Origin of the sequence: Micromonospora sp. H61 (genome assembly GCF_018070325.1) — a bacterium.
Taxonomy (GTDB): Bacteria; Actinomycetota; Actinomycetes; order Mycobacteriales; family Micromonosporaceae; genus Micromonospora; species Micromonospora salmantinae.
The window spans coordinates 35129-47218 of the sequence record NZ_JAGPXY010000052.1 but is presented as its reverse complement, the minus strand read 5'-3'; the positions used below and the strand labels follow the sequence as shown (position 1 = coordinate 47218).

General features: G+C 70.6%; 9 protein-coding genes. 2 read left to right on the top strand and 7 right to left on the bottom strand.

What is annotated here, in order from left to right; all coding sequences use genetic code 11:
- Positions 1–2: 2 nt before the first annotated feature.
- Both KBX08_RS23170 and KBX08_RS23165 read right to left on the bottom strand, forming a co-directional pair.
- Positions 3–719 (bottom strand): anti-sigma factor, encoded by a 717-nt coding sequence (locus KBX08_RS23170; RefSeq protein WP_210785500.1) that lies wholly within the window; start codon positions 717–719, stop codon positions 3–5.
- Positions 716–1231: a sigma-70 family RNA polymerase sigma factor gene (locus tag KBX08_RS23165; RefSeq protein WP_051708644.1), complete on the bottom strand. Its 516-nt coding sequence runs from the start codon at positions 1229–1231 to the stop codon at positions 716–718. Before KBX08_RS23165 ends, KBX08_RS23170 begins: the two co-directional genes overlap by 4 nt.
- Before the next feature lie 226 nt (positions 1232–1457).
- Here KBX08_RS23165 and KBX08_RS23160 point away from each other — a divergent pair, with 226 nt between their 5' ends.
- Positions 1458–3584 (top strand): PhoX family phosphatase, encoded by a 2127-nt coding sequence (locus KBX08_RS23160; RefSeq protein ID WP_210785499.1) that lies wholly within the window; start codon positions 1458–1460, stop codon positions 3582–3584.
- A 102-nt stretch (positions 3585–3686) separates the two neighbouring features.
- On the opposite strand, the gene KBX08_RS23155 is transcribed toward KBX08_RS23160, so the two are convergent.
- The gene (locus tag KBX08_RS23155; RefSeq protein WP_210785498.1) at positions 3687–4469 is read right to left on the bottom strand and encodes an IclR family transcriptional regulator; all 783 of its coding nucleotides are present in this window, start codon (positions 4467–4469) and stop codon (positions 3687–3689) included.
- Between the two features lie 154 nt (positions 4470–4623).
- On the opposite strand from KBX08_RS23155, the gene KBX08_RS23150 reads away from it, so the two are divergent.
- Positions 4624–5853 carry an MFS transporter gene (locus KBX08_RS23150; protein WP_210785497.1) on the top strand — a complete coding sequence of 410 codons (1230 nt, stop codon included), beginning with the start codon at positions 4624–4626 and terminating at the stop codon, positions 5851–5853.
- Here the strand turns inward: KBX08_RS23150 and KBX08_RS23145 are convergent.
- From KBX08_RS23145 to nuoL, 4 genes are all read right to left on the bottom strand, one after another.
- Positions 5829–6914, bottom strand: a complete 1086-nt coding sequence (locus KBX08_RS23145; RefSeq protein WP_210785496.1) for a polyprenyl synthetase family protein — start codon at positions 6912–6914, stop codon at positions 5829–5831. The genes KBX08_RS23150 and KBX08_RS23145 overlap by 25 nt on opposite strands.
- A 90-nt stretch (positions 6915–7004) precedes the next feature.
- Positions 7005–8558, bottom strand: a complete 1554-nt coding sequence (gene nuoN / locus KBX08_RS23140; protein WP_210785495.1) for an NADH-quinone oxidoreductase subunit NuoN — start codon at positions 8556–8558, stop codon at positions 7005–7007.
- Positions 8555–10090: an NADH-quinone oxidoreductase subunit M gene (locus KBX08_RS23135; protein WP_112585696.1), complete on the bottom strand. Its 1536-nt coding sequence runs from the start codon at positions 10088–10090 to the stop codon at positions 8555–8557. Before KBX08_RS23135 ends, nuoN begins: the two co-directional genes overlap by 4 nt.
- 64 nt (positions 10091–10154) lie before the next feature.
- Positions 10155–12080, bottom strand: a complete 1926-nt coding sequence (nuoL, locus tag KBX08_RS23130; RefSeq protein ID WP_210785494.1) for an NADH-quinone oxidoreductase subunit L — start codon at positions 12078–12080, stop codon at positions 10155–10157.
- Positions 12081–12090 lie beyond the last annotated feature (10 nt).

Below are 12090 nucleotides of genomic sequence, written 5' to 3'. Positions count from 1 at the left end.
GTTTAGGGGACGGCGTAGGTCAGTAGGGGCGTGCCGTCGGCTTTTTGCAGCTCCACGCTTACCAGCTCGGCGTCGGTGAACCTCGTCGCGCCGGTGAAGCTGAGGTCGTCGCCGGGCGCCGCCAACCAGGAGCCGATCTGCTCGGTGGCGCCGTTCGGGCCCCGCGCCACCAGCCGGAACGGGTACGCCTTGCCGTAGCTCGTCCGCGCGTCGTACCCGCAGCGCATGGTCACCTGGGTGCCCCACTTGGTGCCGGTGAGCCCGAGGTCGGCGTGCACCGGCCCGGCGGCGGCCACCGGCCGCATGGCGACCATCGACACCTGTGGTGTCGATGTGCCCTGCGCGCCGGGCGGCCCGGACGGGTCGACCGTTCGGGGCAGCGCCACTGCGGTGCCCACGCCGACCAGCAGCGCCAGCCCGGCGGCGGCCAGTGTGGTCAGTGCGTACCGTCGCCGGTCCGCGGCGCGTTCCCGACGACGGCGCTGGCGGGCCTCGTCGAGCAGTGCGGGCACCCGGGGCGGAGCCGGCGGCGGCAGGATCTGCTCCAACCCCGCCGGGTCGAGGCGCCCGAGCAACCCGGGCAGGACCGCGATCTCGGCGACCGCCTCCCGACACTCGGCGCACCCGCCGAGGTGCCGCTCGTAGGCCGCCCGTTCGGCGGGGGCCAGGGCGCCCAGCACGTACGCGCCGTCGTCGTACGCGAACTCGCACCGGGTCATCCCGTCACCCCCATCTCGGCCAGGACCAACCGTAGAGACCGCAGCGCGTAGTGGGTGCGGGATTTCACGGTCCCTGGCGGTACGCCCAGGCGGGACGCCGCCTCGGCCACCGACCGCCCCTGGTAGAAGCACTCGACCAGCACCTCCCGGTGGGTCGGGCTGAGCCGGTTCAGCGCCTCGGCGACGGTCCACGCCTCCACCGCCCGTTCGGCCTCGTCGATCACCTCGGGCGGTTCGGGCAGATCGTCGGTGAACACCTCGCCGACCCGGGTGGATCGGCGCCGCCAGGCGTCGATGGCCAGGTTGCGGGCGGTGGTGAACAGCCAGGACCGCACCGATCCACGCCTCGGGTCGAGTGACTCCGGATGTCGCCAGGCCCGCAGCAGCGTCTCCTGCACCAGGTCCTCGGCCCGCTGCCGGTCCCCGTTGACCAGCCGCAGAGCATGGGCGTACAGCGCCTCCGCGTGCTCGTCGTGCAGCGCGCGCAGCAGTTGGGCGTCGTGGTCGCTGATGGCGGTCTCCTCGCTTCCGGCGCGCGTCCGGCGGTGCGTTCGCTCGGGAATACGTGCTGTCACGCCGATCGGTTCAGCCCGAGGTCAGACCGGTTGCGTGGTGGTGCCACCGACGAAGGTGTTCATGCCCGGTTCACATCGCGGCTGACGAGCGCTCACCACGTCCTCCTAGCGTCCGGCTGGTACGCCGCCTGTCGTGCCACCGACTTCTCTGGAGGCTTCCCCCATGAGCGACCGTCCCCGGCTGCTCCCCCTGTTGAACGGCACCCGCCATGGCACCCGTGATGCCATGACCTGTCTGTACCGGTGCGGAAACGCGTGTGACCACCCGGTCCCGAACACCTCCGACAACGCGTACTTCGGTGACGTGGTGAACGCCGAGGTGTCGCGGCGTGGCGTGGTCCGGGCCGGCGCGGTCGGCGCGCTGGTGCTCGGCTTCGGCGGCGCGGCAGCCGGCGCGCTCGCCGGAGCGGCCCCGGCCATGGCGGCCCCGACCGCCCCGGACGTACCGGAGAACTTCGGGTTCGGTCGTCCCGGCACCGGGGTCGGCAACGGCGCGCTGACCTTCAAGCCGATCCCACCAAACAAGCTGGACACCCTGGTCGTGCCGAACGGCTACGACCACGCCGTGGTGATCAAGTGGGGTGACCCGGTGCTGCCGGGCGCGCCGGAGTTCGACCTGCACCACCAGACCGCCGCCGCGCAGTCCAAGCAGTTCGGTTACAACAACGACTTCGTGGGCGTGCTGCCGCTGGACAAGCAGGGTAAGCGGGCACTGCTCGTGGTCAACCACGAGTACACGAACGAGGACCTGATGTTCCCGGGCTTCCCCGGCCTGGACGGGCTCTCCGTGGAGCAGCTGCGCACCGCCATGGCCGCGCACGGCATGTCAGTGGTGGAGCTTGAGCGGGTCGCGGGCACCGGGCAGTGGAAGCCGGTGGGCAAGGGCCCACGGCCGTACAACCGGCGGGTCACCGCGCTGAGCACCAAGTTCGACCTGACCGGCCCGGCCGCCGGCTCGGCCTGGCTGAAGACCGCCGCCGACCCCAGGGGCCGCACTGTCGTCGGCACGCTGAACAACTGCGCCGGTGGCGTGACCCCGTGGGGCACTGTGCTCTCCGGCGAGGAGAACTTCAACCAGTACTTCGTGGGCGCCGACGCCGCCCCGGCCGAGCTGAAGCCGAAGCTGGACCGTTACGGCATCAGCACCGCCAGCCGCTACCCCAGCGGCAGCCGCAAGTGGGAGCGCGCGGACGAGCGCTTCGACCTGGCGAAGCACCCCAACGAGGCACACCGGTTCGGCTGGATCGTCGAGATCGACCCGTTCGACCCGGAGAGCCGCCCGCGCAAGCACACAGCGCTGGGCCGGTTCAAGCACGAGGGCGCCAACGTGATCGTCGCGAAGGACGGCCACGTGGTCGCGTACATGGGCGACGACGAGCGGTTCGACTACCTCTACAAGTTCGTCTCGGACAAGAAGTTCATGAAGGGCAACTCCTGGGCTGCCCGCAAGCACAACCTGACCCTGCTGGAGTCCGGCACGCTCTACGTGGCGAAGCTCGACCAGACCAGCGCCGCCGAGATCGACGGCACGGGCAAGCTCCCCGCCGACGGCGCGTTCAACGGTCGGGGTCGCTGGATCAGGCTGGTCAGCGGCAACCGGTCGTTCGTCGACGGGATGACCGCCGCCGACGTGCTCACCTTCACCCGGCTCGCCGGTGACAAGGTCGGCGCGACCAAGATGGACCGCCCCGAGGACGTCGAGCCGAGCCTGCTCACCGGCAAGGTGTACGTGGCGCTGACAAACAACACCAACCGGGGCGTCGGGAGCAACCCGAAGGCGGACGAGGCCAACCCGCGCAACGCCAACAAGCACGGGCAGATCCTGGAGCTGGTCGAGGATCGCAACGACAACACCTCGGAGACCTTCGCCTGGTCGCTGCCGATCGTCTGCGGCGACCCGACCGACCCGTCGACCTTCTTCGCCGGGTACGACAAGGCCAAGGTCTCCCCGATCTCCTGCCCGGACAACGTCGCCTTCGACGCCACCGGCAACCTCTGGATCTCCACCGACGGCAACGCGCTGGGCAGCAACGACGGCCTGTTCGCCACCGCCGTGGAGGGTCCGGAGCGGGGTCACCTCAAGCAGTTCATGACGGTGCCGCTCGGCGCGGAGACCTGCGGCCCGTTCATCACCGGCGACAACCGCTCGGTCTTCGTCGCCGTGCAGCACCCCGGCGAGATCACCGGGGCCTCGGTGGAGAACCCGGCCTCGAACTGGCCCGACGGTGACTACGCCAAGCCGGGCGTGGTGGTCACCTGGCGCCTCGACGGCGGCCCGGTGGGCAGCTGACGTCGTACCCGCGGCCGAGCGGCCGCTGACGTTGCTCCGGCGGTCCGGCGCCGGACCGCCCCGAGAGGCCCTCTCCCAGCCCGGGAGAGGGCCTCTCGGCGGTCAGTTGTCGGTGGCGATGCTGTCGGCCACGCCGCGGGCCACTGTGAGCAACTTGGCGCGTACCACCCGGGCGGAGGTCATCATCTCGCTGGCCGGCAACGCGCAGGCCAGCACGACCCGGCGTTCCATGTCCTTGTCCGGCGCGACGAGCACCGCGGCGCAGGCCACCCCCTGGCGGAACTGCCCCATCTCCAGTTGCATGCCACGCCGGTCGCCGGCGGCCAGGTCGGCCTCGAAACTCTCGGTGGTGGTCAGCGTGGCGGTGGTGAACGGGCGCATGCCGTACTCGCGCAGATAGCGGTAGCGCTGGTCGGTAGTGAGGGTGGCGAGCAACGACTTGCCGAGCGCTGTCGCGTGCGCCCCCTCGTCGAAACCGGGGACCAGATCCTCCAGGTAGGGCGACCGGTGCCCCTCGGCGACCGCTGTGAGGGCCACCTGACCACCGACGAACCGACCGAGGTAGTGGCTGTAGCCGGTGTCCAGGGCGGCCCGCCGCAGCGTCTCACCGACCGCCGGCGGGCCCCGGAACGCCGTCACCAGCTCCCGGTACCGGTCGGCCACCTCCAACCCCACGATGTACGTGCCGTCCTCGCGACGGATCACGTAGCCCTCGTAGGCGAGGGTGCGGACCAGGTGGTAGGTGGTGGCCACTGTCAGCTCGCAGCGCCGGGCGATCTGCTTGACGGTCAGGCCCTTCGGGGCGCGACCGACCGACTCCAGCACCCGTAGCGCTCGGGACACGCTGCGAATCAGGTCCGAAGGTTCTGCCAAGGGGTCGCGCACAACCACCTCCGCCGCCGGGGACTTACACCATATGAAAAACAGGCCCAGTGCGAAATGCCTGTTCGGGTCGAGGATGCCAGATCACCATCCACAGCTTGTGCCCCGCCAGTCACCAAGAGTGCTGTGAGCGGGGCTCGCGTAGGTTTGCCGAACGATGACCGACACCTCCAACACCCCCGATCCGGCCGTTGCCCGACCCCGTCCGGTCCGGGCCAGCGCCGGCGCAGTCGTCACCACAGTGGCCTGCGTACTCCCCGTCTTCCTGCTCGGCGGTCTCGCCGTGCAGATGGGCACGGACCTCGGCTTCTCGCCGGCCGGCCTGGGCCTGGCCGTCTCCGTCTACTTCGGGATCAGCGCGCTGGCCTCGGTGCCCTCCGGGCGGTTGGTCGAGCGGTACGGGCCGGCAGTGGTGGCCCGCTGCGGCATCCTGCTGGCCGCCGGGTCGATGCTGGCCGTGGCCGCCTTCGCCCGGTCGTACCCGGTGCTGGTCGGCCTGCTCGCGCTCAGCGCCGCCGCGAACGCGCTCGGCCAGTTGGCCAGCAACGCCGCGCTGGCCCAGCACGTGCCGGCCCGGCGGCAGGGGCTGTCGTTCGGTGTCAAGCAGGCCGCCATCCCGGTCTCCACCCTGCTGGCCGGGGTGGCGGTGCCCACCATCGCGCTCACCGCCGGCTGGCGCTGGGCGTTCGTGGCCGCCGCCGTGGCCGCGCTGGCGACGCTGGCCGCCGTACCCCGGCAGTTGCCCGGCCCGGCCCGCCGGGCCGGCGCCGCGCGCGCCGGTCGGGCGACGGCGGCGCTGGTGGTGATCGGCGCGGCGGCGACGTTGGCCTCGGGCGCGGCCAACTCGCTGGGCACCTTCCTGGTGGACTCCGCCGCGGCCCGGGGTCTGTCGCCGGGCCTCGCCGGCCTCACCCTGACCCTCGGTAGCGCGGTCTGCGTGGCGTCTCGGGTGGGCGCCGGCTGGGTGGCCGACCGCCGCGAGACCGGCCACGTCGCCCTCATCGCCGCGATGCTGCTCGTCGGCGCGGCCGGGCTGGGCCTGCTCGCGTTGACCGGCTCGGTGCCGTTGGTGGTCGGCGTGGTGCTCGGCTTCGGCCTGGGCTGGGCCTGGCCCGGCCTGATGAACTTCGCCGTGGTCCGGCTCCACCCGCAGTCACCGGCCGCCGCCACCTCGATCACCCAGACCGGGGTGTACGCGGGCGGCTGTCTCGGCCCGCTGAGCCTGGGCCCACTCGCCGCCCACCTCGGTTACCCGGCGATGTGGACCATCGCGGCCGTGGCGATGCTGCTCGCCGCCGCCCTCATGCTCGTCGGCAGCCGACTGTTGACCCGCGCCGCCGCCGCAGCGGGCCGGGGCGTGGATCAGCTGGTGCGGTCGGCGATGTAGTCGCAGAGCGACTCGAGCGCGCTGCGGGACGGGCCCTGTGGCAGCGGGGCGAGCTGCGCGCGGGCCTCCTCGGCGTAGCTGCGCACGGTCTCCCGGGCCCGCTTGAGCGCCGCGCTCTCCCGGAGCAGCCCCAACGCCTCGGCGTGCAGCGCGTCGTCGGTCAACGGGCCGGTCGCCAGGATCTCCCGCAGCCGCACCGACGACGCGTCGGAGTCGTCCGCCTCGCGGGCGTAGAGCACCGGCAGCGTCGGGACACCCTCGCGCAGGTCCGTGCCGGGGGTCTTGCCCGACTGCACCGACTCGGAGGCGATGTCCAGCAGGTCGTCGGAGAGCTGGAAGGCGACGCCGATCGTCTCGCCGTACCCGGCCAGGGCCTCCACGTGCTCAGGGGCGGCGCCACCGAACATGCCACCGAAACGGGCGGACGTGGCGATCAGCGAGCCCGTCTTCTCGGCGATCACGTGCAGGTAGTGGGCCACCGGGTCGTCGTCGGCGCGCGGCCCGACCGTCTCCGCGATCTGGCCGTGCACCAGCCGGGCGAAGGTGCGCGCCTGCAACCGGACCGCCTCGGGGCCCAGGTCGGCGGCGATGTCCGCCGCGCGGGCGAAGAGGTAGTCGCCGACCAGGATGGCGACCGAGTTGGTCCACCGGGAGTTCGCGCTCGGCGCGCCCCGACGGACGGCGGCCTCGTCCATCACGTCGTCGTGGTAGAGGGTGGCGAGGTGAGTGAGCTCCATCACCACGGCGGCCGGGACCACCTGCGCACCGGTCGGGTCACCGAACTGGGCGCCGAGCGCCACCAGCAACGGCCGGAACCGCTTCCCGCCGGCCTCGACGAGGTGCCGGGCGGCCTCGGTGACGAACGGGTCGGCACTGGCCACGCTGGCCCGCAACTCGACCTCGACCGTGTCCAGAAGACCCAGCACGGACGCCTCGACACGGGGATCGGAGAGGCTGAGGCCAAGCGCGCCGAACTGACTCGTGCTCGCCCGACCCCGTCGACCGCCGGAGCCGGAGGCACCTGAACGCTCGCCCGCCGGATTCACCACGCTATCAACCATGCCACACCCGTTCGACCTGCTCCGGCCCGGGGATACGCACCGGGGGCCGGCACGTGAACACGCGCCGACCCCCGGTGATCGAACCTTCGGTTACCGAACGAATTCGGCGGCTCCGGCAGCCAGATCGAGCAGCGGCGCCGGGGCGACACCCAGCACCAGGGTCGCCAGCACACCGATCATCAGCGCGGCGGAGGTTAGCCCACCCGGCACCGTGACGGTCGGGGTGGACTCGCCCGGCTCGGAGAGCCACATCATCACCACGACCCGCAGGTACGGGAACGCGAGAATCATGCTGGTCAGCACACCGGCGATCACCAGCCAGGCCTGGCCACCCTCCAGCGCCGGCCCGAAGATGGCGAACTTGCTGGTGAAGCCGCTGGTCAGCGGAATACCGGCGAAGGCCAGCAGGATGAACGTGAACAGCGCGGCGAAGAACGGCGACCGGCGGCCCAGCCCGGCCCAGCGGGACAGGTGGGTGGCCTCGCCGTCGTCGTCCCGTACCAGCGTCACCACGGCGAACGCGGCCAGCACCGAGAAGCCGTACGCGACCAGGTAGAACATCGTGCCGGCCAGCCCGTCGCGGCTCGGCGCCAACACACCGACAAGCAGGTAGCCGGCGTTGGCGATCGAGGAGTACGCGAGCAGCCGCTTGATGTCGGTCTGGGTGACAGCGAGCACCGCTCCCACCAGCATGGTCAGCACCGCCACCGCGCCGAGGACCGGCGTGAAGTCCCAGTTGGCGTCGGCGAACGCGACCTGGAAGACGCGTAGCAGGGCACCGAACGCGGCGACCTTGGTGCAGGCCGCCATGAACCCGGTGACCGGGGTCGGAGCACCCTGGTAGACGTCCGGGGTCCAGACGTGGAACGGGGCCGCCGCGGCCTTGAAGAGCAGACCGATGGCGAGCAGCGCCATGCCGGCGAAGAGGAGCACCGGGCTGGCCGGCGACTCGCCCACCGCCGCGTGGATGGTGGCGAAGTCGACGCCGGCCGTGCGGCCCGGGATGCCGGAGGTGAAGCCGTAGATCAGGGCCACACCGAACAGGAAGAACGCAGAGGCGTACGCGCCGAGCAGGAAGTACTTCATCGCCGCCTCCTGGCTCAGCAGACGCCGGCGACGGGCCAGCGCGCAGAGCAGGTAGAGCGGCAGGGAGAAGACCTCGAGTGCGATGAACATGGTCAGCAGGTCGTTCGCCGCCACGAAGATCAGCATGCCGCCGATCGCGAACGTGGTCAGCGGGTAGACCTCGGTGAGACCGTTGCGCCCCTCGGCCTGCCGCCGGTCGTCGGCCGACTCCGCGGTCACCGCGGCCTGGGCGACGAACGCCCCGCCCCGCTCGACCGAGCGGTCACCGATCAGCAGCAGCGCCATCGCTGCCAGCACCAGGATCGCGCCCTGGAGGAAGAGCGTCGGCCCGTCGATCGCGAGCGCCTGACCCGCGGTGATGATCCGCTCATCGGCGCTGAGGACCACCATGGTCAGGGCCGCGAGCACCGCGAGCAGCGCCAGCGTCAACTGCACCACGTGCCGCCAGCGACGAGGCACCAGGGCCTCGACCAGCACGCCGAGCAACGCCGTGCCCAGCATGATCAGGATCGGAGAGATCGCCGCGTAGTCGATCGACGGCAGCTTCAACTCGGTCACTTTGCCGCCTCCTGGACGGTGCCGCCCACGGACGGCGCCGGGTCGGTTCTGCCGATGTCGTCCATGGTCGCCTGGACGGCGGGGTTGATCACGTCAGTGACCGGCTTGGGGAAGAAGCCGAGCAGCACGATCAGCGCGATCAGCGGGGCGACCACTACCTTCTCGCGCAGGTTGAGGTCCCGGCGCATGCCGTCGACCTCGGTCAGCGCCGGGTTGAGGGTGCCCTGGGTGGTGCGCTGCACCATCCACAGCACGTACGCGGCGGCCAGGATGATGCCGAGCGTGGCGATGACCGCGACCGGCTTGTTCACGGTGAAGGTGCCGATCAGCACCAGGAACTCGGAGATGAACGGCGCAGTGCCGGGCAGCGCGAGCGAGGCGAGACCGGCGAAGAAGAGCACCCCGGCGAGCACCGGGACGAGCTTGCCGGCGCCACCGAAGTCGCTGATCAGCGCCGAACCACGCCGGGAGATCAGCATGCCCACCACCAGGAAGAGCAGGCCGGTGGCCAGCCCGTGGTTGAGCATGTAGAGCACCGCGCCGGTGCCGGCCTGGGTGGTGAAGGCGAAGATGCCCACGCCGATGAAGCCGAAGTGCGCGATCGAGGTGTACGACACCAGCCGCTTGAGGTCGTTCTGGCCGACCGCCAGCAGCGCGGCGTAGACGATGCCGATCACACCCAGGGCCAGTGCCCACGGCGCGAACCACTTCGACGCCTCGGGGAACAGCGGCAGGCAGTAGCGCAGGATGCCGAAGGTGCCGACCTTGTCCAGCACGCCGACGAGCAGCGCCGCCGCGCCCGCCGGGGCGGCGCCACCGGCATCGGGCAACCAGGTGTGGAACGGGAAGAACGGCGCCTTGATGGCGAACGCGAGGAAGAAGCCGAGGAACAGCCACCGCTCGGTGCCGGTGCTGATGTCGACCTGCGAGAGCGCCTGCCAGTCGAAGGTCTTGCCGCCCACCACCCACAGGCCGATCACCGCGGCCAGCATGAACAGACCGCCGACGAGCGAGTAGAGGAAGAACTTCACCGCCGCGTACTGCCGCTGGTGGCCGCCGTAGCTGCCGATGAGGAAGTACATCGGCACCAGCATGACCTCGAAGAACACGTAGAACAGGAAGACGTCGGCGGCCGCGAAGACGCCGATCATCGTGCACTCGAGGACCAGCAGCAGCGCGAAGTAGACGGGCACCGACCGCTTCGACGACTCGGCGTCGTGCCAGGACGCCAGGATCACCAGCGGCACCAGCACCGCGATCAGCATCAGCATCACCAGCGCGATGCCGTCGGCGGCGAAGGTGAAGCTGACCCCCCAGTTCGGAATCCAGGAGTACGACTCGCGGAACTGGAACCGGTCACCGCCGGCGTTGAAGCTGACCCACATCACCACCGACAGCACCAGCACGAGCAGCGACCAGGCGAACGCCACCTGCTTGGCCAGCTCCGGGCGGTGGCGCGGCAGGAAGGCCACCACCAGGGCGCCCACCAGCGGCGCCACGGTGAGCACCGAGAGGAACGGGAAGTTGGACATTATGCGGCCTTACCTCCGTCGTGGATGCGTGGTCCGCCGGCGGGGGCGGGCGTATTGAGGTCGATCACGCCAACCACCCCGCCTGCACCGCCAGGAACGCCGCCATCACCAGCAGCGCACCGGCCAGGATCGAGGTGGCGTACGAGCGGACAAAGCCGGTCTGCATCCGACGGAGGCGGCCCGAGCCCCCGCCGACCGCGGCGGCGAGCCCGTTGACGAGCCCGTCGATGCCCCGGTTGTCGAGGTACACCAGCGCCCGGGTGAGGAAGATGCCCGGCTTCTCGAAGACCGCCTCGTTGACCGTGTCGGTGTAGAGGTTGCGCCGGGCGGCGGTGACCAGCACGCCGGCCGGCTGCGGCGCGGTGGCAGTGCCTGCCCGGAACAGGAACCAGGCGAGCCCGGCACCGAGCACGGTGACCAGCAGCGACAGGATGGTGATCACGGTGTGCGAGAGGACCGCCTCGTGCTCCGCGTGCTCGCCGCCCAGCCCGGCGGTCTCCGTCAGCCAGTCCGGAACGGACGTGGCGAGCAGGAAGCCGGCGCCGACCGACCCGACCGCCAGCAGGATCAGCGGGATGGTCATCAGCTTCGGCGACTCGTGCGGGTGCTCGATGTCCTCGGTCCACCGCTGCGGCCCGTGGAACGTGAGCACGAACAGCCGCGTCATGTAGAACGCGGTGAGCCCGGCGCCGAGCAGTGCCGCACCGCCGAAGAGCCAGGCGGTCCAGTCCTCCCGCTCGAAGGCGGCCACGATGATCGGCTCCTTGGAGAAGAAGCCGGAGAACGGGAACATGCCGATGATGGCCAGCCAGCCCATCATGAAGGTCAACCAGGTGATCTTCATGTACTTGGACAGCCCACCGAAGCGGCGGATGTCGACCTGGTCCTTCATTCCGTGCATGACCGAGCCGGCGCCCAGGAACATGTTGGCCTTGAAGAAGCCGTGCGCCAGCAGGTGCACGATGGCCAGCGCGTACGCCGCGCCGCCGAGGCCGACACCGAGGAACATGTAGCCGATCTGGCTCACCGTCGACCAGGCGAGCACCCGCTTGATGTCGTCCTTGGCCGCACCGATGATGCAGCCGATCAGCAGGGTGAGCGCGCCGACGCTGACCACCACGAGTTGCAGCGTCGAGTTGGCCGAGAAGATCGGGTTGGACCGGGCGATCAGGTAGACGCCCGCGGTGACCATGGTGGCGGCGTGGATGAGCGCCGACACGGGGGTCGGGCCCTCCATCGCGTCCGGCAACCACGCCTGGAGCGGGAACTGGCCGGACTTGCCGGCAGCCCCGAGCAGCAGCAACAGGCCGAGGACCAGCACCGTGGTGCCGGTCAGCGCGCCGACACCGTTGAACACCTCGTCGTACTGGGTGGTGCCCAGGGTGGCGAACATGATGAAGATGCCGATGGCCAGGCCGGCGTCGCCGACCCGGTTCATCAGGAACGCCTTCTTGCCGGCGGTGGCCGCGCTCGGCCGCTCGGTCCAGAAGGAGATCAGCAGGTACGACGCCAGACCGACGCCCTCCCAGCCGAAGTACAGCATCACGTAGTTGTTGCCGAGCACCAGCAGCAGCATCGCCGCGACGAACAGGTTGAAGTACGCGAAGAACCGACGACGGCCCGCGTCGTGCGCCATGTACTCCACCGCGTACAGGTGGATCAGGAAACCCACCCCGGTGATCAGCAGTACGAAGACCGCGGCCAGCGGGTCGAAGAGCAGGCCGAAGTCGACGCGCAGATCTCCGACGGCGATGAAGTCCCAGAGGCTCAGCTCGACCGACTTGTTCTCCAGGCCACGCAGCTGGAAGAAGAAGCTCAGGCCGAGCACGAACGCGGCGCCGATGGCGGCGACGCCCAACCAGTGCCCCCAGCGGTCGGCCCGGCGGCCGAGCAGCAGCAGGATGGCCGCGCTGATTAGCGGGATCGCCACCAGCAGCCAGACGCCCCCAAGCAGCCCCGTGGCCTGGGCGTATTCCACAGTCTCTTCCACCGGTGGACCC

What these genes read in the sequence shown, in the direction of transcription:
- KBX08_RS23145 (WP_210785496.1), bottom strand. Translation starts at nt 6,914, where the DNA reads ATGGTTGATAGCGTGGTGAATCCGGCGGGCGAGCGTTCAGGTGCCTCC.
- KBX08_RS23150 (WP_210785497.1), top strand. Translation starts at nt 4,624, where the DNA reads ATGACCGACACCTCCAACACCCCCGATCCGGCCGTTGCCCGACCCCGT.
- KBX08_RS23135 (WP_112585696.1), bottom strand. Translation starts at nt 10,090, where the DNA reads ATGTCCAACTTCCCGTTCCTCTCGGTGCTCACCGTGGCGCCGCTGGTG.
- KBX08_RS23170 (WP_210785500.1), bottom strand. Translation starts at nt 719, where the DNA reads ATGACCCGGTGCGAGTTCGCGTACGACGACGGCGCGTACGTGCTGGGC.
- KBX08_RS23160 (WP_210785499.1), top strand. Translation starts at nt 1,458, where the DNA reads ATGAGCGACCGTCCCCGGCTGCTCCCCCTGTTGAACGGCACCCGCCAT.